The organism is Rathayibacter sp. AY1F6, assembly GCF_002932035.1.
GTDB lineage: Bacteria > Actinomycetota > Actinomycetes > Actinomycetales > Microbacteriaceae > Rathayibacter.
The window spans coordinates 1-24,357 of sequence record NZ_PSVD01000015.1; the positions used below are offsets into that span (position 1 = coordinate 1).

Below are 24,357 nucleotides of genomic sequence, written 5' to 3' on the forward strand. Positions count from 1 at the left end.
GCCGTGCTCGATGCCGAGCGAGATGATCCCGAGGATCGACGCGGCGTTGACCGGGGTCGCGTCGCCCTTGGCGACGAGGACCTTCTGACCCGACTTCGCCGCGGCCTGGCTGAAGAGCGAGGCGGGGCGGGCGTGGAGGCCCTTCGACGATGCAACCTGCACGGTGCGCTCGACCATGAACGTTTCTCCTTGATCCTGCAGTCGCGACTGCATCAGTGGTGCCCGGAGTCGGGCTCGCCCGGACGGACCGGGCGGGTGGAGGAGTCCCCGTCCGCGCCTGCGACGACCGCGCGAGCGGCGAAGAGGACGGGCAGGGTCTCGAGCACGGCATCGGCACCGTGCGCTCCGAAGACATCGGGCGGGAGGAGGGCGGCCGCGGCTCCCACGAGCTCCGCACGGTGGCGGAGTCCGTCGAACTGCGACTCGAGGTGCGGCCCCACGAGGAGGACGTCGGCCTCGGGGAGGGAGTGGTCGAGACCGGTGAGGGTCTCGGAGTGGAACACGGCATCCATGCCGCGCTCCTTCGCGCCCGCTCGCAGCCGGTGGGCCAGGAACGTGCTCGACGCGCCTGCACCGCAGACGATCAGGATCTTCCGCACCTCGTTCGCCTCCTCGCGTCCGGGTCGTGATTCATCCAAGCATCCCCTCGGAGGGGCGGCACCCTCCAGCAGACAATCTTCCGCGGGGGCGGAAGACGGCCCCTTCCACCCGCGGCGCGGGGGCTCCCGGGCGCGTCGCCGGGGTGATTGACTGACGGGACGTACGACTCGCCGCCCGCGTCCTGCGGGCCCGCGGCAGGGTCGTGGCGCTCCCGGCGCCCGCCCCGACCGCACGCCTGGAGCCTGATGCCTGACAACCGCGAACGACTGCTGGAGTACCTCTCCCGCGCCGACGGCTGGGTGACGGCGCACGAGCTCGCCGACAGGCTCGGAGTCACCACCCGCAGCGTCCGGAGCTACGTCACCGCGGTGAAGGCGCAGGCCGCCCCGCTGGAGCCGGTCGAGTCCTCCGCGAACGGCTACCGGCTCGCGCGCGAGGCGTACGCGGCCTACCTGGAGGCGCAGCGCAGCCGCGACGTCGAGCCCGACACACCGCGTGACCGGCTGTACAGCATCGTCCGCCGCCTGGTCGACTCCGACGAGGGCCTGGACGTCTTCGCCCTCGCCGACGCGCTGTCGGTGAGCGAGTCGACCGTCGACGCCGATCTGCGCCGGGTGAAGGCCCTCGCCGACGAGGCCGGCCTCGGGCTGGTCCGGCGCGGCCCGTCGGTGCGCCTCGAGGGCAGCGAGGAGGCCCGCCGCCGCCTGATCTCGCGGATGTTCCGCGACGAGAGCGCGCAGGGCGTCTTCACGCTCGACGACGTCCAGCGCGAGTTCGCCTCCCCCGGCCTCGGCGCCTTCAAGACCGAGCTGCTGGCCGAGCTCGACACCCGCGGCTACTACATCAACGACTACGGCGTGAACAGCGTCCTCCTCCACATCGCGATCGCCGTCGACCGCGTCGCCCGGGGCATCGGGGACCCCTCCGGCTCCCGCCCCTCCCCCGCGATCCACGGCGAGCTCGCGGCCCTGCTGGCGGAGCTGGTGGAACGGCACTTCGCGACGCGCCTGACCGACGCCGAGCTCGCCCAGCTCGCGATCCTGATGACGACGCGGGTGGCGACGCCCGGGCAGAACGAGCCGGTCGCCGCCGTGGTCGAGAACTACCTCGACCCGGAGGACCTCGCCGTCGTCCGCGAGCTCGTCGCCGACGTCAACCGCGAGTACCTGGTCGACCTCGACGACGAGGGCTTCATCGTCCGCCTCGCCCTGCACGTGCGCAACCTGATCGCCCGGGCCGCCGAGGGCGGCTACTCCCGCAACCCGCTCACCCGCTCGATCAAGACCAGCTACCCGATGACCTACGAGATCGCGGTGTTCCTGGCGAGCGGGCTGCAGCGCCGGCGGGGCGTCGTGGTCAACGAGGACGAGATCGCCTACATCGCCCTCCACGTCGGCTCCTTCCTCGAGCGGGTGTCCCGGCGGGAGGAGCGTCTGTCCTGCGTGATCGTCTGCCCCAACTACTACGACCTCGCTCACATGCTCCGCCTGCGCGTCGAGCGCGCCCTCGGCACCGAGGTGGAGGTGCGCTCGCTGATCACGCGGAGCGACGTCGACTGGGACCGGCTCACCGCCGACCTCGTGATCACCACGATCGACGAGCGCCCCGCGTCCGACGACGTCGTGGTGGTGCAGCCGTTCCTCACCGACCACGACGTCGAGACGGTGCGCCGGGCCATCGCCCGCGTCCGCCGGCACCGCCGCCGCGCGCAGATCAAGGACGAGCTGCTGCAGTTCTTCGACGAGGAGCTGTTCTTCCGCAACGTGCACGCGCGCGACGAGGCGGCGATGATCCGGATGCTGGGCGAGCGGATGATCGCCGGCGGCATCATCGACGAGGACTACGTCGACGGCGCCATCGAGCGCGAGCGGATGAGCTCCACGGCGTTCACCGACAACCTCGCGGTCCCGCACGCGATGGCGATGAGCGCCCGCCGCACCTCCATCGCGATCGTCGTGAACGACACGGCGATGGAGTGGGGCGAGCAGCGGGTGAACGTGATCGCTATGATCGCGTTCGCCTCGGCCGGCCGCAGCACCTTCCAGTCGGTGTTCGACCAGTTCGTCGAGGTGTTCGCCGACCGGGCGGAGGTGCAGCGACTCATCCGGCGCTCCACGGACTTCGGCGGCTTCATCGAGGAGCTGGTGCGGGTGATCGACAGCTGACTGTCCGCTCAGACAGGGATCGAGAGGGTGCTGTCGTCCTCTCGCGCCATCCCGCGCCCTGCGGGCGCCCGCCAGACCCGAGCCAGTCGCGAGAGGACGACAGCACCCTCCCTCCGCATCGGATCGGAGGAGCTCTGAGCTGGGGGCCTTTACGCGAAGGGCGTCGGCACGATCCCGTAGGGGGCGAGGCCGGCCGCGCCGCCGTCGGCGAGCGTGGTGACCCAGATGCCGTCGTGGTGCACGGCGACGGAGTGCTCCCAGTGGGCGGCCATGCTGCTGTCCTCGGTCGCGACCGTCCACTCGTCCTCGCGGACGAAGGTCTCGGCGCTGCCCGCGGTGACCATCGGCTCGATCGCGACGACGAGTCCCGGCTTCACCTCGGGGCCGCGCTGGCGCACCCGGTAGTTGAAGACCGGCGGAGCCTCGTGCATGGTGCGCCCGATGCCGTGGCCGATGTAGTCGGTGAGGATGCCGTAGACGCGGCCCGAGCGCTCGGCCTCGTCCTCGATGTACTCCTCGATCGCCGCGCCGACCTCGTTGAGGTGTCGGGCGGAGGCGAGGGCGGCGATCCCCCGCCACAGGGATCCCTCGGTCACCCGCGAGAGCTCGGCGCGTGCCGCGACCTCCTCCGGGCGGGAGGGATCGGGCAGGACCACCGTCATCGCGGAGTCGCCGTTCCAGCCGTCGATCTCGGCGCCGCTGTCGATGGAGACCAGGTCGCCCGGCTCGAGCACGCGCCCGCCGGGGATGCCGTGGACCACCTCGTCGTTGACCGAGGCGCAGATCGTGTGCCGGTAGCCCGGGACGAGCTGGAAGTTCGAGTGGCCGCCGAGCGCGACGATCGCCGCCTCGGCGATCGAGTCGAGCTCGAGCGTGGTGACGCCCGGGCGGACCGCCGCGCGGACCGCGTCGAGCGAGGCGGCCGTGGCGAGGCCCGGAGCGAGCATCGACCGCAGCTGCGCGGGCGTCTTGTAGAGCGAGGAGCGGAACGCCACGGCTCAGGCGGCCGGGGTGTCGAGGCGGCCCACGCGGTGGCCCTCGAGGGCGACGACGATCCGCTCGGTCACCTCGTCGACCGGCCCGAGGCCGTCGACCACGACCACGAGCCCGCGGGCCGCGTAGACGTCGATGAGCGGAGCGGTCTGCTCCTCGTAGAGCGCGAGTCGGCGCCGGATGACGTCCTCGGTGTCGTCGCTGCGCCCCTGCTCGAGCGAGCGCTTGAGCAGGCGGCCGACGACCTCGTCGGGATCGGCCGTCAGCTGGACGACCGCGTCGAGCCGGTTGTCGTCCGCGGCGAGGATGCGGTCGAGCTCGTCGACCTGCTCCGTGGTGCGCGGGTAGCCGTCGAGCAGGAACCCGGTCGACGCGTCCGCCTCCTGGAGGCGGTCGTGCACGATCGCGTTGGTCAGCTCGTCCGGCACGTAGCGCCCGTTGTCGAGGTAGGCCTTCGCCTGGAGACCGAGCTCGGTCTCGTTGGCGACGTTCGCGCGGAAGATGTCCCCGGTCGAGATGGCGGGCACCCGGAGGATGTCGCTCAGCCGAGCGGCCTGGGTCCCCTTGCCTGCGCCGGGAGGGCCGATCAGCAGGAGACGGAAGCCGATCGGATGCGACGTCATCGGAGGAGTCCTTCGTAGTGGCGCTGCTGCAGCTGGGAGTCGATCTGCTTCACCGTCTCCAGGCCGACTCCGACGATGATCAGGATGGACGTGCCGCCGAAGGGGAAGTTCTGGTTCGCACCGACCAGCGCGAGGGCCACGAGGGGCACGAGCGCGATGAGGCCGAGGTAGACCGATCCGGGCAGCGTCACCCGGGTGAGCACGTAGTTGAGGTACTCGGCGGTCGGGCGGCCGGCGCGGATGCCGGGGATGAAGCCGCCGTAGCGCTTCATGTTGTCGGCGACCTCGTCCGGGTTGAAGGTGATCGCGACGTAGAAGTAGGTGAAGCCCACGATCAGGAGGAAGTACAGCGCCATGTAGAGCGGGTGATCGCCCTTGGTGAGGTAGTTCGTGATCCAGGTGACCCAGACCGGGGCCTCCTGGCCAGCGGCGGGCTGGTTGAACTGCGCGATGAGCGCGGGCAGGTAAAGCAGCGACGAGGCGAAGATGACGGGCACGACGCCGGCCATGTTGACCTTGATCGGGATGTAGGTGTTGTTGCCGCCGTAGGTGCGGCGGCCGACCATCCGCTTGGCGTACTGCACGGGGATCCGCCGCTGCGACTGCTCCACGAAGACCACGGCGACCACGAGCACGAGGCCCACGCCGAGGACGAGGAGGAAGGTCTCGAAGCCGCGCGACTGCGCGATCGACCACAGGGAGGTGGGGAACTGGGCGGCGATCGAGGTGAAGATCAGCAGCGACATGCCGTTGCCGATGCCGCGCTCGGTGATGAGCTCGCCCATCCACATGATGATCCCGGTGCCCGCGGTCATGGTGATGACCATGAGGAGGATGGAGTACCACTCGTCGGTGATGATGAGCGCCGAGCACTCCGGGACGCCGGAGTTGCCGAAGAGGGCGCCCGAGCGGGCGACGGTGATCAGCGTCGTCGACTGGAGGACGCCGAGCGCGATGGTGAGGTACCGCGTGTACTGGGTGAGCTTGCCCTGACCGGACTGCCCCTCCTTGTACAGGGTCTCGAAGTGAGGGATGACCACGCGCAGCAGCTGCACGATGATCGACGCCGTGATGTACGGCATGATCCCGAGCGCGAAGATCGACAGCTGGAGCAGTGCTCCACCGCTGAAGAGGTTCACGAGCTCGTAGAGACCCGAGGTGCCCTGGTTGCCGGCGAGACAGGCCTGCACGGCGCTGAAGTCGACGAACGGAGCAGGGATGAAGGATCCCAGCCGGAAGATCGCCACGATCGCGAGGGTGAAGCCGATCTTGCGGCGGAGGTCGGGGGTGCGGAAGATCCGCGCAACGGCGCCAAACACTACCTAAGGTCTCCTGCTCAATTCTGTGGTGCGGGATACAGGTCGAGCTTGCCACGCGCTCCCGGAGGGAGTCGGCGTGACAAGCTCGACCGACAAGCTGCTGGTGCTACTTGATGGATCCGCCCGCAGCGACGATCTTCTGCTCGGCAGAGCTGGAGACCTTGTCGACCGCGACGTTCAGCTTAACCGCAATGTCGCCGTCCCCGAGGACTTTGACCTTCTCGTTCTTGCGGACAGCACCCTTGGCGACCAGGTCGCCGATGGTGACGTCGCCGCCCTGGGGGTAGAGCTCCGCGAGAGCGGACAGGTTCACGACCTGGTACTCGACCCGGAACGGGTTCTTGAAGCCGCGGAGCTTCGGGGTGCGCATGTGCAGCGGCATCTGCCCACCCTCGAAGCCGACTCGCACCTGGTAGCGGGCCTTGGTGCCCTTGGTGCCGCGACCGGCGGTCTTTCCCTTGGAGCCCTCACCGCGACCCACGCGGGTCTTGGCCTTCTTGGCTCCGGCAGCGGGGCGGAGGTGGTGGACCTTGAGCACGTGCTCCTTGGTCGCCGGCGCCGCCGCGCCCTTCGTGGTGGTCGCCTGCGCGGGAGTCGTGGACTCCGCGGCGGCGGCCTTCTTCGTCTCAGCCATTAGTCAATCTCCTCGACCTTCACCAGGTGGGCGACGGTCTTCACGTATCCGCGGTTCTGGGCGTTGTCCTCGCGGACGACGCTCTGACCGATCTTCCTGAGGCCGAGCGAGCGCAGCGTGTCGCGCTGGTACTGCTTCTCGCTGACCTTCGACTTGATCTGGGTCACCTTGAGCTGGGCCATCAGGCACCTGCCTTCGCGTTGGACGCGGCGGCGAGGGCGTCGGCCTCGGCACGGACGAGACGTGCCGGCGCGACCTGGTCGAAGTCGAGACCACGACGAGCGGCGACGGCGCGCGGCTCCTCGAGCTGCTTCAGAGCCTCGACGGTCGCGTGGACGATGTTGATGGTGTTCGACGAGCCGAGCGACTTGCTCAGGACGTCGTGGATGCCGGCGCACTCGAGGACGGCGCGGACGGGACCGCCGGCGATGACACCGGTACCCGCGGCGGCGGGGCGCAGGAGCACCACACCGGCGGCGGCCTCACCCTGGACGGGGTGCGGGATGGTCGAGGCGACGCGGGGGACGCGGAAGAAGTTCTTCTTCGCCTCCTCGACGCCCTTGGAGATGGCGGTCGGGACCTCGCGGGCCTTGCCGTAGCCGACGCCCACCAGTCCGTTGCCGTCTCCGACGACCACGAGCGCGGTGAAGCTGAAGCGACGGCCGCCCTTGACGACCTTCGACACGCGGTTGATGGTCACGACGCGCTCGAGGAACTGGCTCTTCTCGGCGTCACGGCCACCGCGGTCGCGGCCACCCTGGTTGCGGTCGCGGCCGCCGCGGCGGGGCTCACGAGCCTCCTGCTGCGGCTGCGTGGACGCAGCGGTCTCGACGGGGGCCTCCGACACAGCGGCGACCTCGGGTTCCTTGTTCTCTGCGGCGCTCACAGGTTGAGCCCTGCCTCTCGTGCTCCATCGGCGATCGCGGCGACGCGACCGGCGTACTTGTTGCCTCCGCGGTCGAAGACGACCGCCTCGACACCGGCGTTCTTGGCGCGCTCGGCGACGAGCTCGCCGACCTTGCGGGCCTTGGCGGTCTTGTCGCCGTCGAACACGCGCAGGTCGGCCTCGAGGGTCGACGCCGACGCGAGGGTGCGGCCCTGAGCGTCGTCGACGACCTGCACGAAGACGTGGCGGGCCGAGCGGTTGACGACGAGGCGGGGGCGCTCGGCGGATCCGACGACCTTCTTGCGCAGACGGTCGTGACGACGACCGCGCGCAGCGGACTTGCTCTTTCCTCTGGTTCCGAGTCCCATGATCACTTACCGCTCTTTCCGGCCTTGCGGCGAACGACCTCGCCGGCGTAGCGCACGCCCTTGCCCTTGTAGGGCTCGGGCTTGCGGATCTTACGAATGTTGGCGGCCACCTCACCGACGGCCTGCTTCGAGATGCCGTGCACGGTGAGCTTGTTGTTGCCCTCGACCGTGAACGAGATGCCCGCGGGCGGGGTGACGACGACCGGGTGCGAGAAGCCGAGCGCGAACTCGATGTCCGAGCCCTTCGCCAGCACGCGGTAACCGGTTCCGACGACCTCGAGGCCCTTGGAGTAGCCCTGCGTGACACCGATGATGTCGTTCGCGATGAGCGTGCGGGTGAGGCCGTGGAGCGAGCGCGACTCGCGCTCGTCATCGGGACGCGAGACCAGCACCTGGCCGTTCTCGACGGACACCTGGATGGGGCTGGCGACCGAGACGGTCAGCTCGCCCTTGGGGCCCTTGACGGTCACAGCGGATCCGGCGACGGAGACGTCGACGCCCGCCGGGATCTCGATGGGGAGTCTTCCAATACGCGACATGAGGGGTTACCACACGTAGGCGAGGACTTCCCCACCCACGCCCTTCTTCTCGGCCTGGCGGTCGGTCAGGAGACCGCTCGAGGTGGACAGGATGGCGACGCCGAGGCCGCCGAGCACGGTGGGGATCTCGGCCGACTTCGCGTACACGCGGAGTCCGGGCTTCGAGACCCGCTTGATGCCGGCGATCGAGCGCTCGCGGTTCGGGCCGTACTTGAGGGAGATGGAGAGCGTCGTGCCGACGCGCGCCTCCTCGACCTTCCAGTCGGCGATGTAGCCCTCGGTCTTGAGGATCTCGGCGATGTTCGCCTTGAGCTTCGAGCCCGGGAGGGTGATGGAGTCGTGGTGCGCGGAGTTCGCGTTACGGATTCTGGTCAGCAGATCTGCGACCGGATCAGTCATGGTCATGGCTGATGGTGCCTTTCTCGCCTGGTTTCGGCACCCTTTACAAGAGTGACGACCTGTGGTGTGGGACGGCGCCGACGACGTCGACGCCCATGCGGCCGCGCGAACGCAGGCCAACGAGCCATGCTACATGGCCGAGGCCCTGCGGTCGAGGGCCGATCGTGCACGGGATCCGGGGATCCCGCGTGGCGCCCGCCGCCGGCTCCGGACGGACCGGTCCGGCGGCGGACGCACGACGAGGCCGGAGGGCGGTTTTCACCGTCCCCCGGCCTCGAGGCTTGCTGCTTACGCGTTGTCCGACGACTTGAACGGGAAGCCGAGCTGCTTGAGCAGCGCGCGACCCTCGTCGTCGGTCTTGGCGGTGGTCACGACGGTCACGTCGAAGCCGCGGACGCGGTCGATGCGGTCCTGGTCGATCTCGTGGAAGATCGACTGCTCCGTGATGCCGAAGGTGTAGTTGCCGTTGCCGTCGAACTGGCGGTCCGACAGACCGCGGAAGTCGCGGATGCGGGGCAGCGCCACCGAGAGCAGGCGGTCCAGGAACTCCCAGGCGCGGTCGCCCCGGAGGGTGACGTGAGCGCCGATGGCCTGACCCTCGCGCAGCTTGAACTGCGCGATGGACTTGCGGGCCTTGGTGACCTGCGGCTTCTGACCGGTGATGGCGGTGAGGTCCTTGACCGCGCCGTCGATGATCTTGCCGTCGCGGGCGGCCTCACCGACACCGGTGTTGACGACGACCTTGACCAGGCCGGGGACCTGGTGGACGTTGCCGAAGCCGAACTGCTCCTTGAGAGCGGGGATGATGTCGGCCTGGTACTTGGCCTTGAGCCGCGGCTGAACCTTCGCAGCCACTGCGGTGGTGTCAGTCATTACAGTTCCTCACCCGACGCCTTCGCGTAGCGCACGCGAACGGTCTTGGTCACGCCGTCCTTGGTGACGGCCACGTTGCGGTGGCCGACCCGGGTCGGCTTCTTGGTCTTCGGGTCGACGAGCGCGACGTTGGAGATGTGGATCGAGGCCTCGACGGTCTCGATGCCGCCCTCCTTCGAGCCGCGCTGCGTCTGGCCGACGCGGACGTGCTTCTTGACGAAGTTCACGCCCTCGACGACGACGCGGTTGCGCTCGACCAGCACCTCGAGGACCTTGCCCTGCTTGCCGCGGTCTCCACCGCGGGCCTGGGTAGCGCCCGAGATGACCTGGACGAGGTCACCCTTCTTGATCTTGGCCATGACTAGATAACCTCCGGTGCCAGCGAGACGATCTTCATGAACTTCTTGTCGCGGAGCTCGCGACCGACCGGTCCGAAGATGCGGGTGCCACGGGGGTCCCCGTCGTTCTTGAGGATGACGGCGGCGTTCTCGTCGAACTTGATGTACGAGCCGTCGGCGCGACGGGTCTGCTTGATGGTGCGGACGATGACGGCCTTGACCACGTCGCCCTTCTTCACGTTGCCACCGGGGATCGCGTCCTTGACGGTGGCGACGATGATGTCACCGAGGCCCGCGTAGCGGCGGCCGGAGCCTCCGAGGACGCGGATGGTGAGGAGCATCTTGGCGCCGGTGTTGTCGGCGACCTTGACTCGGGATTCTTGCTGAAGCATGTGTCTCTCCTGCTAACTCAAGTAGGCCGCGGCCTACTTGGCCTTCTCGAGGATCTCGACCAGGCGCCAGCGCTTGGTGGCGCTGAGGGGACGGGTCTCGCTGATGACGACGGAGTCGCCGATGCCGGCGGAGTTCAGCTCGTCGTGGACCTTGACCTTGGACGTACGGCGGATGACCTTGCCGTACAGCGGGTGCTTCACCCGGTCCTCGACCTCGACGACGATGGTCTTGTCCATCTTGTCGCTGGTGACGTAGCCGCGACGGGTCTTGCGGTATCCGCGAGCGCCCGCCTCCTTCACGTCGTGGGCGGCCGACTCGTGGCCGGCGCTGTCATTGACGGTTGCCATTACTTGGCCTCCTCGTTCGACTCGGTCGCCTCGACCTCGGCCTTGGCGGCCTTCTTGGTCTTCGGCTTCTTCTCCGCCTTGGCCGGGGCCTCGACGGGTGCGGGGGTGGCGCGGATGCCCAGCTCGCGCTCACGGATGACCGTGTAGATGCGGGCGATGTCGCGCTTGACGGCACGCAGGCGGCCGTTGGTGTCCAGCTGACCGGTGGCCGACTGGAAGCGGAGGTTGAACAGCTCCTCCTTGGCCTTCTTCAGCTCGGTGACGAGACGCTCGTCCTCGTAGGTGTCGAGCTCGGCGGGGGCGAGCTCCTTGGATCCGATCGCCATTACGCGTCTCCCTCCTCGCGCTTGATGATGCGTGCCTTGAGGGGCAGCTTGTGGATGGCACGGGTCATGGCCTCACGAGCGAGCTGCTCGTCGACGCCGGCGACCTCGAAGAGGACGCGACCCGGCTTGACGTTCGCGACCCACCACTCCGGCGAGCCCTTACCGGAACCCATGCGGGTCTCGGCGGGCTTCTTGGTGAGCGGACGGTCGGGGTAGATGTTGATCCACACCTTTCCGCCGCGCTTGATGTGACGCGTCATCGCGATACGAGCGGACTCGATCTGACGGTTGGTCACGTAGGCGGGGGTGAGGGCCTGGATGCCGAACTCACCGAACGACACCTTGGTGCCACCGGTGGCCTGGCCGGACCGGCCCGGGTGGTGCTGCTTGCGGTGCTTGACTCGACGCGGAATCAACATGGTTATGCCTCAACTCCTGCTGCGACGGGCGCCTCGCTCTGCTGGCGGGGTGCACGGCGCGGACGGTCGCTGCGCTCGGGGCGCGACGATTTGCTGTTCGCCTGCTCGCGGGCGAGCTCCTTGTTGGTGATGTCGCCCTTGTAGATCCAGACCTTCACGCCGATGCGGCCGAAGGTGGTCTTCGCCTCGTAGAAGCCGTAGTCGATGTTCGCGCGGAGGGTGTGCAGCGGCACGCGTCCCTCGCGGTAGAACTCCGAGCGGCTCATCTCGGCGCCGCCGAGGCGGCCGGAGACCTGGATGCGGACGCCCTTGGCGCCGGCGCGCTGAGCACCCTGCAGGCCCTTGCGCATCGCGCGGCGGAAGGCCACGCGGGCGGAGAGCTGCTCGGCGATGCCCTGGGCGACCAGCTGAGCCTCGGCCTCGGGGTTCTTGACCTCGAGGATGTTCAGCTGGATCTGCTTGCCCGTGAGCTTCTCGAGGTCGGCACGGATGCGCTCGGCCTCGGCGCCGCGGCGGCCGATCACGATGCCCGGGCGGGCGGTGTGGATGTCGACGCGGACGCGGTCACGGGTGCGCTCGATCTCGATGCGGGCGACGCCCGCACGGTCGAGCTGGGTGGCGAGGAGTCGGCGGATCTTGACGTCCTCGGCGAGGTAGTCGCTGTACCGCTGGCCCTTCTTGGTGCTGTCGGAGAACCAGCGCGACACGTGGTCGGTGGTGATTCCCAGACGGAAACCGTAGGGGTTTACTTTCTGACCCATTACTTGGTCCCCTCCTCAGGAGTGGCCAGCACGACGGTGATGTGGCTGGTGCGCTTGTTGATGCGGAAGGCACGACCCTGAGCACGGGGCTGGAATCGCTTGAGGGTGGTTCCCTCATCGACGAAGGCGCGGGACACGATCAGGTCCTGGTCGTCGAGGTACTCGTTCGAGGCATCGGCCTTGACGCGAGCGTTGGCCATCGCCGAGGCGACGAGCTTGTAGACGGGCTCGGACGCACCCTGCGGCGCGAACTTCAGGATGGCCAGTGCCTCCTGAGCCTGCTTCCCGCGGATCAGGTTCACGACACGGCGAGCCTTCTGGGGGGTGACGCGGATGTGTCGCACGCGTGCGATCGACTCCACCATTTCTCTCCTCCTTCTCGTCGCCGCGTCAGCGGCGACGGCCCTTCTTGTCGTCCTTCTCGTGACCGCGGAAGGTCCGAGTGGGGGCGAACTCGCCGAGCTTGTGGCCGACCATGGTCTCGGTCACGAACACGGGGATGTGCTTGCGACCGTCGTGGACCGCGATGGTGTGACCCAGCATCGCCGGGATGATCATCGAACGGCGCGACCAGGTCTTGATGACGTTCTTGTTGCCGGCTTCGTTGGCCGTGAACACCTTGCGGAGCAGGTGGTCGTCAACGAAGGGGCCCTTCTTGAGACTGCGAGGCATCTTCTACAACTCCTACTTGCGCTTCTTACCGGCGGTGCGGCGGCGAACGATGAGCTTGTCGCTCTCCTTGTTGGGGCGACGGGTGCGTCCCTCGGACTGACCCCACGGGCTGACCGGGTGGCGTCCACCGGAGGTCTTGCCCTCTCCACCACCGTGCGGGTGGTCGACCGGGTTCATCGCGACACCGCGGACGGTCGGGCGGACGCCCTTCCAGCGCATGCGGCCGGCCTTGCCCCAGTTGATGTTCGACTGCTCGGCGTTGCCGACCTCGCCGATCGTGGCGCGGCAGCGCGCATCGACGTTGCGGATCTCGCCCGACGGCAGGCGGAGCTGCGCGTAGGGGCCGTCCTTGGCGACGAGGCGGACCGAGGTGCCGGCCGAGCGGGCGAGCTTGGCGCCGCCTCCCGGCTTGATCTCGATGGCGTGGATGACCGTACCGGTCGGGATGTTGCGCAGCGGCAGGTTGTTGCCGGGCTTGATGTCGGCGCCGGCGCCCGACTCCACGACGTCGCCCTGCGAGAGCTTGTTCGGGGCCAGGATGTAGCGCTTGGTGCCGTCCACGAAGTGGAGCAGCGCGATGCGCGCCGTGCGGTTGGGGTCGTACTCGATGTGAGCGACCTTGGCGTTGACGCCGTCCTTGTCGTTGCGACGGAAGTCGATCAGACGGTACTGGCGCTTGTGGCCACCACCGATGTGACGCGTCGTGATGCGGCCGGAGTTGTTGCGGCCACCGGTCTTGGACAGCGGGCGCAGGAGCGACTTCTCAGGCGTCGAGCGGGTGATCTCGGCGAAGTCGGCAACGCTGGAGCCGCGGCGACCGGGGGTCGTGGGCTTGTACTTACGAATAGCCATTGTCTGTTTCCTCTACGCTTCTTCGGCTCAGCCGACGCTCGTGAAGATGTCGATGGAGCCGGACTTCAGCGTGACGATCGCGCGCTTGGTGTCCTTGCGCTTGCCGGTGCCGAACTTCGTGCGGCGGGTCTTGCCCTGGCGGTTCAGCGTGTTGATCGACGCGACCTCGACGCCGAAGATCTTCTCGATGGCGAGCTTGATCTCGGTCTTGTTCGAACGCGGGTCGACCACGAAGGTGTACTTGCCCTCGTCGATCAGGCCGTAGGACTTCTCCGAGACCACCGGGGAGATGATGACGTCGCGGGGGTCCTTGTTGAACGCGGCGGACTGGCTCATGCGTTCACCTCTTCCTTGTTGGACTCGACGCCCGACTTGGCCGCGATGAACGCGTCGAGCGCGCCCTTCGAGAACACGATGTCGTCGGAGACGAGCACGTCGTACGCGTTGAGCTGGTCGGCCGGCAGGATGTGCACGAACGGCACGTTGCGGAGCGAGAGCTCGGCGATGTAGTCGTCGCGCTCGAGCACCACGAGGACGTTGCGCGACACCGAGAGGGCGTCGAGCAGGACGAGGACGTCCTTGGTCCGGGGGGTGTCACCGAGGGCGAGGGACTCGACCACGTGGATGCGGGCACCGCGGGCGCGGTCCGAGAGAGCACCGAGCAGAGCCGCGGCGATCATCTTCTTGGGGGTGCGCTGCGCGTAGCTGCGGGGGGTCGGTCCGTGGACCACGCCACCACCGGTCATGTGCGGGGCGCGGATCGAGCCCTGACGAGCGCGACCGGTTCCCTTCTGCTTGAACGGCTTGCGACCGGCTCCGGAGACCTCACCGCGGTTCTTCGTCTTGTGGGTTCCCTGGCGCGCCGCGGCGAGCTGGGCCACGACGACCTGGTGGATGAGGGGGATGTTGGTCTGGACGTCGAAGAGCGCGGCGGGGAGCTCGACCGAGCCCGCCTTCTGGCCCTTGACGTCGATGATGTCGACAGAGGTAGCCATGGAACTACGCTCCCTTCACGGCGTTGCGAACGAACACGAGGCGACCGCGGGCACCGGGGACGGCGCCCTTGACGAGCAGCAGGCCCTTCTCGGCGTCGACGGAGTGCACCTTGAGGTTGAGCACGGTGACGCGCTCGCCACCCATGCGACCGGCCATGCGCATGCCCTTGAAGACACGGCTGGGGGTCGAGGAGGCGCCGATGGAGCCGGGCTTGCGGTGGTTGCGGTGCGAACCGTGCGAAGCCGAGACGCCCTTGAAGTTGTGACGCTTCATGACACCGGCGAAGCCCTTGCCCTTGCTGGTGCCGACGACGTCGACCTTGGTGCCGGCCTCGAAGACGGCGTCCACGGTCAGCTCCTGGCCTGCCGAGTAGTCGGCGGCGTCGGAGGTGCGGACCTCGGTGAGGTGGCGGCGGGGGGTGACGCCCGCGGCGTCGAAGTGACCGGCGGCGGGCTTGTTCACCTTGCGCGGGTCGATCGCACCGGCGGCGAGCTGGACGGCGGTGTAGCCGTCCTTCTCCTCCGTGCGGACCTGGGTCACGACGTTGGGGCTGATCTCGATGACGGTGACCGGCACGAGCTTGTTGTTCTCGTCCCAGACCTGGGTCATTCCGAGCTTGGTGCCGAGGAGGCCCTTGCTGGTCTTCAGCGTGGGGGAAACAGTGACAGACATGGTGGCACTCCTCCTTAGAGCTTGATCTCGATGTTGACGTCGGCCGGCAGGTCGAGGCGCATGAGCGAGTCGACGGCCTTGGGCGTCGGGTCGATGATGTCGATGAGGCGCTTGTGGGTGCGCATCTCGAAGTGCTCGCGGCTGTCCTTGTACTTGTGGGGAGAACGGATCACGCAGACCACGTTCTTCTCGGTCGGCAGCGGCACGGGGCCGACCACCGTTGCACCGGCACGGGTGACCGTGTCGACGATCTTGCGCGCCGACGTGTCGATGACCTCGTGGTCGTACGACTTCAGTCGGATGCGGATCTTCTGTCCCGCCATGTGTGATCTCTCACTCTCTTGTTATTGCGTCGTACGCGACTCCCCCGGCCGGAGCCGGACTCGTCTCGCATTGGACGCGCTCGCGAAGGAACTCCGGTGACCCGGAAAGTGCAACCAGTGTTCTTCTGTCAAAAGCACCGCACGCCTGGGGCGCTCCGATCGGCGTGCAGAACGCACGACGCACGGAGAACCCGTTGAGATGTCGGTTGTTGTCGTTCTGCTACCCGCCGCCTCGACGTCGCATCCGCGTGGCCGCCCTCTCGGGTCGAGCCTCCGCGATGCCGTCTCGGCACTGCCTGGCAGTGTCCCCCTCCGAGCAGCACGCCGCCCGAGAGGAAATTTTGAACTAGAAGAGTCTCCCACAGATGCCCCACCCCTGCAACCCGGGCGTGTCGCGCCGGAGGACTCCTCCGCGAGCACGTCGTGACGGTCCTGGGGAGCCGGTCGCTCCGAGCAGCAGCGCGGGTCGGAGCGCCTCCCCCGCTACTCGAAGAGCAGCGCCCGGACGGCGGTCTCGGCCGACGCGGGGCGCGACGCGTCGATGGTCTCGCCGGCGCGGAAGTGGTCGAGCAGCCGCGGGTCGACGTAGCTGGCGCGGGCGACCGTCGGCGTGTTCCCGAGCACGTCCGAGGCGTCGCGCATCGCCTGGGCGATCGCGGAGTTCCGAGCGCGCTGCGTGGCCTGCGGGCCCGACTTCGCCAGGCTCAGCGCGGCCGCGACCGTGCCGTGCAGAGTGCGGAAGTCCTTCGCCGTGAAGTCGTCGCCGGCGCGCTCGCGCACGTAGTCGTTGATCTCGGGCGCCGAGATCGGCCGCCACTCCCGCCCGTCCTTCCAGGCGAGCAGGCGGGCGTTCGGCCCGCGACGCTTGAGAGCACGGACGACGCGCGAGAGGTCGTGGTCGAGGATCTCGCTCGTCCACGCCTGATGGCTCTTCCCGGGGAAGGCGAGGGCGACCCGGTCCCCGTGGGTCGTGGCGTGCGCGCACAGGAGCGTCGAGAGGCCGATGCTGCCGTGCTCCTTCGCGTACCTCTCGCTGCCGACGCGGAGCGATCCGGTGTCGAGCATCCGGAAGGCGGTGGCCAGCGCGCGCTCGCGGCTGGGTCCGTCCGAGCGGAGGGCGATGGTCACGGCCCGGCGCGCCCCGGGCAGAGCCTCCGCGAGCCGCAGCGCCCGGTCGAACTTGATCCGGTCCTTCTGCTCGCGCCAGGTCGGATGGTAGATGTACTGGCGGCGGCCGGCGGAGTCGACGCCGGTGGCCTGGATGTGCCCGTTGGGGTACGGGGCGATCCAGACGTCCGTCCAGGCCGGCGGGATGCCGAGATGGTCGAACCGCGCGCGCAGCTCCTTGTCGGCGACGGTTGCGCCCTTCGGGTCGCGGTAGCTGAAGCCGGAGCCCGCGCGCACCCGGGTGTAGCCGCGCCCGCTCGAATCGGTCCTGCGGAGTCGTTGCGCGCGAGTGTCAGCCATCGCTTCGACGATAGGACGGCGGATCGGAGGCCCGCACCCGCTTGACGGCGGGGAGGAGCAGTCGGACGGCAGCTGCTACTCGTTGCCGATCCGCTTGTCGGCCTGGCGCTTCAGGTCCTCGATGCGGTCGTCGTACTTGCCGTTGGTGAGGCGGCTGGCGATCTCGCCCGCCTTCTCGAGGGTCTGGTCGGAGACCTGCTCGGCCTTCTCGCTCCGCAGCGCGTCCTGGGCCTTCCGGCTGTTGAGCAGTTCGCCGGCCTGGCGTCCGAGCTTCCCGAGATCCACGATGATGCCTCCTTGTAAACGCGCACAGGGCGGCGCGTGCCTCAGTGTGGCGCTCCCGGCTGGGGGAACGGTGCGGGCGCGCCGGTCAGCCGGCCAGTGCGATCACCTGCTCCGCCGCGTCTGCCAGGGCGCGGCCGTAGGAGGGACCGTGACCGGCGGCGTGGACGGCGAGCGGGTGCAGCTGGTGGAGCGGCACCCGCTCCTCGTAGCCGGCCCCCAGCGGATGCTGCTCGCGGTAGCCCTCGAGGACGGCGTCGAGGTGCGGAGCACCGAAGAGGGCCAGCATCGCCAGATCGGTCTCGCGGTGTCCCCCGTGAGCGGCGGGGTCGATCAGGACGGCGCCGTCCGCCGTCCAGAGCACGTTGCCGGTCCAGAGGTCCCCGTGGATCCGGGCGGGCCCCGCACCGTCGTCGAAGGCTCCGGCCGCCACCCGGCCCAGAGCCTGCTCGACGAGCCGCGACTCGGCTGCCGTGAGGTTGCCCGCCTCCACGGCGGGGCCGAGGAACGGCCGCACCCGCTGCTCCGCGTAGAAGCGCCCCCACGAGTCGTCCGGGCGGCACGGCATCCCGCGGCGGCCGATGTACGCGGGGCCGGTCCATCCCGGGGGCGGCGCTCCGAACGCCGCGGCTCCGGCGTCGTGCGTCCGAGCGAGCGCGGCGCCGAGAGCCCGAGCCGACTCGGCCGAGGGACGCACGGAGCGCATCTCCTCCAGCTCGATGCGCCCTGGCGACACCCTCTCCACCCCGACACAGCGCGCACCGCCGTCCGCCTCGCGCAGCCAGTCCAGGCCGGCCGCCTCCCACTCGAAGAACTGCGGGAGGGCACGGGGGTCGCTCTTCACGAAGGGCATGCCGCCACGCTAGCCGGGCGTCCCCGGGAACGACGAGAGGGGCCGCCCGCCGAAGCGGACGACCCCTCTCGAGAGATCGGTAGGACGGACCTACTTGATGATCTTGGTGACCGTACCGGCACCCACGGTGCGTCCACCCTCACGGATGGCGAAGCCGAGGCCCTCCTCCATGGCGATCGGCTGGATCAGCGCGACCGTCATGTCGGTGGTGTCGCCGGGCATGACCATCTCGGTGCCCTCGGGCAGCGTGATGACGCCGGTGACGTCGGTGGTGCGGAAGTAGAACTGCGGACGGTAGTTCGCGTAGAACGGGTTGTGACGCCCACCCTCATCCTTGGACAGGATGTACGCGGTGCCCTCGAAGTCCGTGTGCGGCGTGACCGAACCCGGCTTGACGACGACCTGGCCGCGCTCGACGTCCTCGCGCTTGGTGCCGCGGAGGAGCAGACCGCAGTTCTCGCCGGCCCAGGCCTCGTCGAGCTGCTTGTGGAACATCTCGATTCCGGTGACCGTGGTCTTCTGCGTCGGGCGGATGCCCACGATCTCGACCTCGGAGTTCAGAGCGAGGGTTCCACGCTCCGCACGGCCGGTGACGACGGTTCCACGACCGGTGATCGTGAAGACGTCCTCGATCGGCATGAGGAACGGCTTGTCCTTGTCGCGCACCGGGTCCGGGATGGACTCGTCGACCGCGTCCATCAGGTCGAGGATCGACTGGGTCCAGGTGTCGTCGCCCTCGAGTGCCTTGAGGCCGGAGACGCGCACGACGGGGGCGTCGTCGCCGGGGAAGCCCTGCGACGAGAGGAGCTCGCGGACCTCGAGCTCGACGAGCTCCAGGATCTCCTCGTCGTCCACCATGTCGGCCTTGTTCAGCGCGACGAGGAGGTAGGGGACGCCGACCTGCTTGGCGAGGAGGACGTGCTCACGGGTCTGAGCCATCGGGCCGTCGGTGGCGGCGACCACGAGGATCGCGCCGTCCATCTGGGCCGCGCCGGTGATCATGTTCTTGATGTAGTCGGCGTGACCCGGGGCGTCGACGTGCGCGTAGTGGCGCTTCGGCGTCTCGTACTCGACGTGCGAGATGTTGATCGTGATGCCGCGCTGGCGCTCCTCGGGAGCGGAGTCGATCGACGCGAAGTCACGCTGGACGTTGGTCGCGGACGGGAACTTGTCCGCCAGAACCTTCGAGATCGCCGCGGTGAGCGTGGTCTTTCCGTGGTCGACGTGACCGATGGTTCCGATGTTGACGTGCGGCTTGGTCCGCTCGAACTTGGCCTTAGCCACTGTGGGTCCTCCTCAGGACTTAGGTGCAAGCATCCGCATCCGGGCGGCCGCACGGGGCGGCACGAGGACAGGAGGACTTGCGGGGGTTTTGTGTACGTATGTTACCGGCAGTGGTCGTGCGGCCGTCCCGCTGCGACAGGGGGCGCGCTGCACTCGGCAGCAAACCCGCACGACACTACCAGGCCGCCGCCGTTCCGGGGAACGGCGACGGCCCAGGGGCGGAGCTACTCGCCCTTGTTCTTCTGGACGATCTCCTCGGCCACGGCCTTGGGGACCTCGGCGTAGGTCTCGAACGTCATCGAGTAGACGGCGCGGCCCGAGGTCTTCGAGCGCAGGTCTCCGATGTAGCCGAACATCTCGGACAGCGGGACGTTGGCCCGGATGACCTTGATGCCGGTGGCGTCCTCCATCGACTGGATCATCCCGCGACGCGAGTTGATGTCGCCGATGACGTCGCCCATGTACTCCTCGGGAGTACGGACCTCGACGGCCATGAGCGGCTCGAGGAGGACCGGCTGCGCCTTGCGCGAGGCCTCCTTGAACGCGATCGAGCCGGCGATCTTGAACGCCATCTCGGAGGAGTCGACGTCATGCGCCGCTCCGTCGACCAGGGTCGCCTTCACGCCGACCATGGGGTAGCCGGCGAGCACGCCGACCTGCATGGCGTCGCGGATGCCCGCGTCGACGGAGGGGATGTACTCGCGCGGGACGCGGCCACCGGTGACGCCGTTGACGAACTCGTAGGTCTTGTCGGCCTCGACCTCCATCGGCTCGATGGTGATCTGGACCTTCGCGAACTGGCCGGAGCCACCCGTCTGCTTCTTGTGGGTGTAGTCGTACTTCTCGACCGTGCGGCGGATCGTCTCGCGGTACGCGACCTGGGGCTTGCCCACGTTGGCCTCGACGTTGAACTCGCGCTTCATGCGGTCGACCAGGATGTCGAGGTGCAGCTCGCCCATTCCCTTGATGACCGTCTGACCGGTCTCCTGGTTCTGCTCGGTGCGGAAGGTGGGGTCCTCCTCCGCGAGCTTCTGGATCGCGGTGCCGAGCTTCTCCTGGTCCGCCTTCGTCTTGGGCTCGATGGCGACCTCGATGACGGGCTCCGGGAAGGTCATCGACTCGAGCACGACCTGCGCGGCCGGGTCGCTCAGGGTGTCACCGGTGGTGGTGTCCTTGAGGCCGATGACGGCGTAGATGTGGCCGGCGGTGACCGAGTCGACCGGGTTCTCCTTGTTGGAGTGCATCTGGAAGATCTTGCCGATGCGCTCCTTCTTGCCCTTGGTCGAGTTGATGACCTGGGCGCCGGAGTCGAGCTTGCCCGAGTAGACGCGGACGTAGGTCAGGCGGCCGAAGAACGGGTGCACGGCGACCTTGAACGCGAGCGCCGAGAAGGGCTCGGTCGAGTCCGCGTGGCGCATGATGACCTTCTCCTCGTCGCGGACGTCGTGGGCCTCGATGGCGGGGACGTCGAGCGGGGAGGGGAGGTAGTCCACGACAGCGTCGAGCATCGGCTGGACGCCGCGGTTCTTGAACGCCGAGCCGCAGAGCACCGGGTAGATCTCGGAGTTGACGGTCATCTTGCGGATGGCGGCCTTGATCTCCGCGACGGTGAGCTCCTCGCCGCCGAAGTACTTCTCGAGCAGCTCGTCGGAGGTCTCCGCGACGGTCTCGAGGAGCTTCTCGCGGTACTCCGCCGCCTTGTCGGCGAGGTCGGCCGGGATCTCCTCGATCTCGTACTTCGCGCCGAGCGCGACGTCGCCCTTCGAGTCGCCGCGCCACGTGAGCGCGCGCATCTCGACCAGGTCGACGACGCCCTCGAAGGAGGACTCCGCGCCGATGGGCAGCTGGATGACCAGCGGCTTCGCGCCGAGGCGCTTGATGATCGTGTCGACCGTGTAGTAGAAGTCGGCGCCGAGCTTGTCCATCTTGTTGACGAAGCAGATGCGCGGGACGTCGTACTTGTCGGCCTGACGCCAGACGGTCTCGGACTGGGGCTCGACGCCCTCCTTGCCGTCGAAGACGGCGACGGCGCCGTCGAGGACGCGGAGCGAGCGCTCGACCTCGACCGTGAAGTCGACGTGACCGGGGGTGTCGATGATGTTGATCTGGTTCTTGTTCCAGAAGCAGGTCGTCGCGGCGGACGTGATCGTGATGCCGCGCTCCTGCTCCTGCGCCATCCAGTCCATCGTCGCGGCGCCGTCGTGGACCTCGCCGATCTTGTGCGTGATACCCGTGTAGAACAGGATGCGCTCGGTGGTGGTGGTCTTGCCGGCATCGATGTGGGCCATGATGCCGATGTTGCGGACCTTGTTCAGGTCGGTGAGCACATCTTGTGCCACGGAGTTCCTCCGATAGGTGATGGAGCCAGCGCACCGGGTTCATGGCCGAATGGCTGGGATTCTGGTGGTGGCGGTCGCCCGGTCGCGGGGATCGGGCGATCCGCCGCCGGGACCGGGCCCGCAGCGGTGACGCCGCGGGCCCGGTGGTCGCGGTCGCCCGGGGGCGGCCGCGGGGTGCGCTACCAGCGGTAGTGCGCGAAGGCCTTGTTCGACTCGGCCATCTTGTGGGTGTCCTCGCGACGCTTGACAGCGGCGCCCAGACCGTTCGACGCGTCGAGGATCTCGTTCATGAGACGCTCGGTCATCGTCTTCTCGCGACGGGCCTTCGCGTAGCTGGTGAGCCAGCGGAGCGCGAGGGTGTTGGCGCGGTGGGGCTTGACCTCGACCGGGACCTGGTAGGTCGAGCCGCCGACGCGGCGGCTGCGGACCTCGAGGGTCGGGCGGACGTTGTCGAGCGCCTTCTTGAGGGTGACGACCGCGTCCTGGCCGTTCTTGCCGGCGACGCCCTCGAGGGCACCGTAGACGATGCGCTCGGCGAGGCCCTTCTTGCCGTCCAGGAGGATCTTGTTGACGAGCTGGCTGACGATGGGGGCGCCGTAGACGGGGTCTGCGACGACGGGGCGCTTGGGAGCGGGGCCCTTACGAGGCATTACTTCTTCTCCATCTTCGCGCCGTACCGGCTGCGAGCCTGCTTGCGGTTCTTGACGGCCTGGGTGTCCAGGGCGCCGCGAACGATCTTGTAGCGGACACCGGGGAGGTCCTTGACGCGACCGCCGCGCACGAGCACCATCGAGTGCTCCTGCAGGTTGTGGCCCTCGCCGGGGATGTAGGCGGTGACCTCGGTGCCGTTGGAGAGCTTCACGCGGGCCACCTTGCGGAGGGCCGAGTTCGGCTTCTTGGGCGTGGTCGTGTAGACGCGCGTGCAGACGCCGCGCTGCTGGGGGTTGGCCTTCAGGGCGGGCGCCTTGGTCTTGGTGACCTTCGGCGTGCGTCCCTTGCGGACCAACTGCTGAATCGTTGGCACTGGTTTTGCTCCTTGAATGCTGCACGGTGACAGCGGATCGATGGTCGACATTCGGCCCTCCCGTCTCCGGGAACGGCCGAGTTCATCTGGACCCGACGCACCCCGCGGCCCCGCGAGCGGGACCGGGAGGGTGAGGGGTATGCCGTGGGGGCCGCCCGATCGGACGAACCCGCGGATCCTCGCGGACCCGGTGGAGCGAAGTGCGGCGACCGCATCGGCCCGGAGGCACGACACGAGCGCACGGCAAAGCGCACACCCGAAGAATATTACGGGGAGTGACGGGGCCGGTCAACCGAGCGGCGTTCGCCCTGGGAGATGCCGCAGCGCCGCGACGAGACGCGCCGGGACTCCGCCCTCACTCCCGCTCGTCGCCCTCCCAGCCCCAGTGAGGGCTGCGGCCGCCGGCGTCGCGACGGGCCAGGAGCAGGAGGAACACGAGCTGGACGGCCGCCGCGAGCACGCCGGTCGCGATCGCGAAGACAGTGGGGGCGTGGTCGAGGATCCAGCCGAGGATCTCCCCCGGCTCCTGGCGGCCGAGCCCGTAGAGCGCTCCGCCGGTGAGGAGGAAGAGCAGGTAGACGACGACCCCGGTCAGCAGCGACGGGCCGAGGACGCGGTGGACGGCGGGACGGGCGGCGAGGGTCACCATCGCGACCAGCACGGCGACGACGCAGACCGCCACCGACACCGGCCCCAGCAGCGGACCGGCGTCGCGCTCGGGCACGACGTCCTGGTCCAGCAGGAGGCTGAGGACCCCGAACGCGCAGACGACCAGGGCGAGGTAGAGGAACGCGGCGAAGCCGGCCAGCGCGAGGCCGTAGCCCAGGCCGGCTCCGCGGCCCTGCCCCTGCCCCTCCGGAGTCACGACTGCGCGGCCGCTTCGCGCTCGGCGTTGCGGCGCTTGACGCCCCGGGCACGGCCCGCGATCGCGGCGCCGCCCCAGACGCTCGCCTCCCGGCCGAGGACGCCGGCGGCGAGGACCGCCGCGAGTACGGCGGGATCGCGGACGTAGTCGAGCGCGAGGGAGCGGTCGATCGGCAGGGCGAGCGGTCCGACGGCGCTCCAGCCGCCGACCAGCGCGGCCGCGGCCGTGAGGAGGGCGACGAGGAAGCCGCCGAGGACGTAGGCCCACCAGCCCGCGCGGTTCACGACCAGCACGATCAGCGCCAGGCCGACGAGGAACGCGGCCACCGGGGCGAGGAAGAGCGCGGTCGGCGCAGCGTCGAGCGCGAGGGCGACCGGGTCGCCGCCGACGCGGTCGACCAGCAGGCGGATCGCCGTCAGGGCGACGAGGTACAGGACGGCGAAGACCGCGGTCGTCAGGAGGGCGAGCGCGAGGCCCGCGAGGCGGTTGCCGGAGCGCCGGACCGGCTCGGGCTCGGCCTCGACCGGCCCGAGGGCGCTGGGGGCTGATGCCGCGACGGCCGGGGCGACGGGCTCGACGGTCGGCTGCCGGCCCGTCACGGGTTCGGGCCAGACGTACTCCCGGGTCGGCTGGGGTCCGGTTCCGCCGGACGTCTCGGTCGCGGAGGGGATCCGCGTGGTCTCGGCGTCGCTGCTCCAGGTCACCCGGACAGCATAGGCACGCCTTCCGCCGCGCCCGGTGCGCC

At 68.9% G+C, this 24,357-nt stretch carries 35 protein-coding genes; 1 reads left to right on the top strand and 34 read right to left on the bottom strand.

The window, feature by feature from the left end; genetic code table 11:
- Both C5C44_RS12015 and C5C44_RS17080 read right to left on the bottom strand, forming a co-directional pair.
- On the bottom strand, positions 1-177 hold a 177-nt coding region (locus C5C44_RS12015; protein WP_104255706.1), incomplete at its 3' end, for an HPr family phosphocarrier protein.
- A 35-nt stretch (positions 178-212) separates the two neighbouring features.
- The gene (locus C5C44_RS17080; RefSeq protein ID WP_181125660.1) at positions 213-638 is read right to left on the bottom strand and encodes a PTS sugar transporter subunit IIB; all 426 of its coding nucleotides are present in this window, start codon (positions 636-638) and stop codon (positions 213-215) included.
- Between the two features lie 207 nt (positions 639-845).
- Here C5C44_RS17080 and C5C44_RS12025 point away from each other — a divergent pair, with 207 nt between their 5' ends.
- Entirely contained in the window at positions 846-2,765 is a 1,920-nt protein-coding gene (locus C5C44_RS12025) for a BglG family transcription antiterminator (protein ID WP_104335930.1), read from the top strand.
- A gap of 149 nt (positions 2,766-2,914) precedes the next feature.
- On the opposite strand, the gene map is transcribed toward C5C44_RS12025, so the two are convergent.
- From map to C5C44_RS12185, 32 genes are all read right to left on the bottom strand, one after another.
- A complete protein-coding gene (gene map / locus C5C44_RS12030; RefSeq protein WP_104335931.1) occupies positions 2,915-3,760 on the bottom strand; it encodes a type I methionyl aminopeptidase in 846 nt (281 codons plus the stop codon).
- 3 nt (positions 3,761-3,763) lie between these two features.
- On the bottom strand, positions 3,764-4,381 hold the full coding sequence (locus C5C44_RS12035; RefSeq protein WP_181028829.1) for an adenylate kinase: 618 nt from the start codon (positions 4,379-4,381) through the stop codon (positions 3,764-3,766).
- Positions 4,378-5,700, bottom strand: a complete 1,323-nt coding sequence (secY, locus tag C5C44_RS12040; RefSeq protein WP_104224557.1) for a preprotein translocase subunit SecY — start codon at positions 5,698-5,700, stop codon at positions 4,378-4,380. The genes C5C44_RS12035 and secY overlap by 4 nt, the downstream gene beginning before the upstream one ends.
- A gap of 106 nt (positions 5,701-5,806) precedes the next feature.
- A complete protein-coding gene (rplO, locus tag C5C44_RS12045) occupies positions 5,807-6,334 on the bottom strand; it encodes a 50S ribosomal protein L15 (RefSeq protein ID WP_104226755.1) in 528 nt (175 codons plus the stop codon).
- Positions 6,334-6,516, bottom strand: a complete 183-nt coding sequence (gene rpmD, locus C5C44_RS12050) for a 50S ribosomal protein L30 (RefSeq protein WP_181024623.1) — start codon at positions 6,514-6,516, stop codon at positions 6,334-6,336. Before rpmD ends, rplO begins: the two co-directional genes overlap by 1 nt.
- A complete protein-coding gene (rpsE, locus tag C5C44_RS12055) occupies positions 6,516-7,220 on the bottom strand; it encodes a 30S ribosomal protein S5 (RefSeq protein WP_104224559.1) in 705 nt (234 codons plus the stop codon). Before rpsE ends, rpmD begins: the two co-directional genes overlap by 1 nt.
- Positions 7,217-7,588, bottom strand: coding sequence for a 50S ribosomal protein L18 (gene rplR / locus C5C44_RS12060; protein ID WP_056037296.1), 372 nt, complete (start codon positions 7,586-7,588; stop codon positions 7,217-7,219). The genes rpsE and rplR overlap by 4 nt, the downstream gene beginning before the upstream one ends.
- Positions 7,589-7,590: 2 nt before the next feature.
- Positions 7,591-8,127 carry a 50S ribosomal protein L6 gene (gene rplF / locus C5C44_RS12065; RefSeq protein WP_104224560.1) on the bottom strand — a complete coding sequence of 179 codons (537 nt, stop codon included), beginning with the start codon at positions 8,125-8,127 and terminating at the stop codon, positions 7,591-7,593.
- A 6-nt stretch (positions 8,128-8,133) separates the two neighbouring features.
- On the bottom strand, positions 8,134-8,532 hold the full coding sequence (gene rpsH, locus C5C44_RS12070; RefSeq protein WP_068209423.1) for a 30S ribosomal protein S8: 399 nt from the start codon (positions 8,530-8,532) through the stop codon (positions 8,134-8,136).
- A 282-nt stretch (positions 8,533-8,814) separates the two neighbouring features.
- Positions 8,815-9,399 (bottom strand): 50S ribosomal protein L5, encoded by a 585-nt coding sequence (gene rplE, locus C5C44_RS12075; protein ID WP_068209425.1) that lies wholly within the window; start codon positions 9,397-9,399, stop codon positions 8,815-8,817.
- Positions 9,399-9,758, bottom strand: coding sequence for a 50S ribosomal protein L24 (rplX, locus tag C5C44_RS12080; RefSeq protein ID WP_104224561.1), 360 nt, complete (start codon positions 9,756-9,758; stop codon positions 9,399-9,401). The genes rplE and rplX overlap by 1 nt, the downstream gene beginning before the upstream one ends.
- A gap of 2 nt (positions 9,759-9,760) precedes the next feature.
- A complete protein-coding gene (gene rplN, locus C5C44_RS12085) occupies positions 9,761-10,129 on the bottom strand; it encodes a 50S ribosomal protein L14 (protein WP_104224562.1) in 369 nt (122 codons plus the stop codon).
- A 33-nt stretch (positions 10,130-10,162) separates the two neighbouring features.
- Entirely contained in the window at positions 10,163-10,477 is a 315-nt protein-coding gene (gene rpsQ, locus C5C44_RS12090) for a 30S ribosomal protein S17 (protein WP_104224563.1), read from the bottom strand.
- Positions 10,477-10,803: a 50S ribosomal protein L29 gene (rpmC, locus tag C5C44_RS12095; protein WP_104224564.1), complete on the bottom strand. Its 327-nt coding sequence runs from the start codon at positions 10,801-10,803 to the stop codon at positions 10,477-10,479. Before rpmC ends, rpsQ begins: the two co-directional genes overlap by 1 nt.
- On the bottom strand, positions 10,803-11,222 hold the full coding sequence (rplP, locus tag C5C44_RS12100; RefSeq protein ID WP_068209436.1) for a 50S ribosomal protein L16: 420 nt from the start codon (positions 11,220-11,222) through the stop codon (positions 10,803-10,805). Before rplP ends, rpmC begins: the two co-directional genes overlap by 1 nt.
- A 2-nt stretch (positions 11,223-11,224) precedes the next feature.
- Positions 11,225-11,983 carry a 30S ribosomal protein S3 gene (rpsC, locus tag C5C44_RS12105; RefSeq protein WP_068209439.1) on the bottom strand — a complete coding sequence of 253 codons (759 nt, stop codon included), beginning with the start codon at positions 11,981-11,983 and terminating at the stop codon, positions 11,225-11,227.
- Entirely contained in the window at positions 11,983-12,348 is a 366-nt protein-coding gene (gene rplV / locus C5C44_RS12110) for a 50S ribosomal protein L22 (protein WP_077221988.1), read from the bottom strand. Before rplV ends, rpsC begins: the two co-directional genes overlap by 1 nt.
- A gap of 25 nt (positions 12,349-12,373) precedes the next feature.
- Positions 12,374-12,655, bottom strand: a complete 282-nt coding sequence (gene rpsS / locus C5C44_RS12115) for a 30S ribosomal protein S19 (RefSeq protein ID WP_055787078.1) — start codon at positions 12,653-12,655, stop codon at positions 12,374-12,376.
- 12 nt (positions 12,656-12,667) lie between these two features.
- Positions 12,668-13,507: a 50S ribosomal protein L2 gene (rplB, locus tag C5C44_RS12120; RefSeq protein ID WP_068251462.1), complete on the bottom strand. Its 840-nt coding sequence runs from the start codon at positions 13,505-13,507 to the stop codon at positions 12,668-12,670.
- Between the two features lie 27 nt (positions 13,508-13,534).
- Complete coding sequence (rplW, locus tag C5C44_RS12125) at positions 13,535-13,843, bottom strand: 50S ribosomal protein L23 (RefSeq protein WP_068209445.1); 309 nt, start codon at positions 13,841-13,843, stop codon at positions 13,535-13,537.
- Entirely contained in the window at positions 13,840-14,502 is a 663-nt protein-coding gene (gene rplD / locus C5C44_RS12130; protein ID WP_104224565.1) for a 50S ribosomal protein L4, read from the bottom strand. Before rplD ends, rplW begins: the two co-directional genes overlap by 4 nt.
- 4 nt (positions 14,503-14,506) lie before the next feature.
- The gene (gene rplC, locus C5C44_RS12135; protein ID WP_104224566.1) at positions 14,507-15,175 is read right to left on the bottom strand and encodes a 50S ribosomal protein L3; all 669 of its coding nucleotides are present in this window, start codon (positions 15,173-15,175) and stop codon (positions 14,507-14,509) included.
- Between the two features lie 14 nt (positions 15,176-15,189).
- A complete protein-coding gene (rpsJ, locus tag C5C44_RS12140; protein WP_005050520.1) occupies positions 15,190-15,498 on the bottom strand; it encodes a 30S ribosomal protein S10 in 309 nt (102 codons plus the stop codon).
- Positions 15,499-15,981: 483 nt separating this feature from the next.
- A complete protein-coding gene (locus tag C5C44_RS12145; RefSeq protein ID WP_104224567.1) occupies positions 15,982-16,965 on the bottom strand; it encodes a DNA topoisomerase IB in 984 nt (327 codons plus the stop codon).
- Between the two features lie 75 nt (positions 16,966-17,040).
- Positions 17,041-17,250 carry an antitoxin gene (locus tag C5C44_RS12150; protein ID WP_159939075.1) on the bottom strand — a complete coding sequence of 70 codons (210 nt, stop codon included), beginning with the start codon at positions 17,248-17,250 and terminating at the stop codon, positions 17,041-17,043.
- A gap of 85 nt (positions 17,251-17,335) precedes the next feature.
- Positions 17,336-18,100, bottom strand: coding sequence for a fructosamine kinase family protein (locus C5C44_RS12155; protein WP_104324483.1), 765 nt, complete (start codon positions 18,098-18,100; stop codon positions 17,336-17,338).
- Between the two features lie 90 nt (positions 18,101-18,190).
- On the bottom strand, positions 18,191-19,384 hold the full coding sequence (gene tuf / locus C5C44_RS12160) for an elongation factor Tu (RefSeq protein ID WP_104224570.1): 1,194 nt from the start codon (positions 19,382-19,384) through the stop codon (positions 18,191-18,193).
- Between the two features lie 224 nt (positions 19,385-19,608).
- The gene (fusA, locus tag C5C44_RS12165; protein WP_104247597.1) at positions 19,609-21,723 is read right to left on the bottom strand and encodes an elongation factor G; all 2,115 of its coding nucleotides are present in this window, start codon (positions 21,721-21,723) and stop codon (positions 19,609-19,611) included.
- A 179-nt stretch (positions 21,724-21,902) separates the two neighbouring features.
- The gene (rpsG, locus tag C5C44_RS12170; protein ID WP_068251443.1) at positions 21,903-22,373 is read right to left on the bottom strand and encodes a 30S ribosomal protein S7; all 471 of its coding nucleotides are present in this window, start codon (positions 22,371-22,373) and stop codon (positions 21,903-21,905) included.
- Complete coding sequence (gene rpsL, locus C5C44_RS12175; protein ID WP_011186743.1) at positions 22,373-22,747, bottom strand: 30S ribosomal protein S12; 375 nt, start codon at positions 22,745-22,747, stop codon at positions 22,373-22,375. Before rpsL ends, rpsG begins: the two co-directional genes overlap by 1 nt.
- 355 nt (positions 22,748-23,102) lie before the next feature.
- Complete coding sequence (locus tag C5C44_RS12180) at positions 23,103-23,612, bottom strand: DUF6121 family protein (RefSeq protein WP_104233922.1); 510 nt, start codon at positions 23,610-23,612, stop codon at positions 23,103-23,105.
- The gene (locus C5C44_RS12185) at positions 23,609-24,316 is read right to left on the bottom strand and encodes a hypothetical protein (RefSeq protein ID WP_104295964.1); all 708 of its coding nucleotides are present in this window, start codon (positions 24,314-24,316) and stop codon (positions 23,609-23,611) included. Before C5C44_RS12185 ends, C5C44_RS12180 begins: the two co-directional genes overlap by 4 nt.
- Positions 24,317-24,357: the final 41 nt, after the last annotated feature.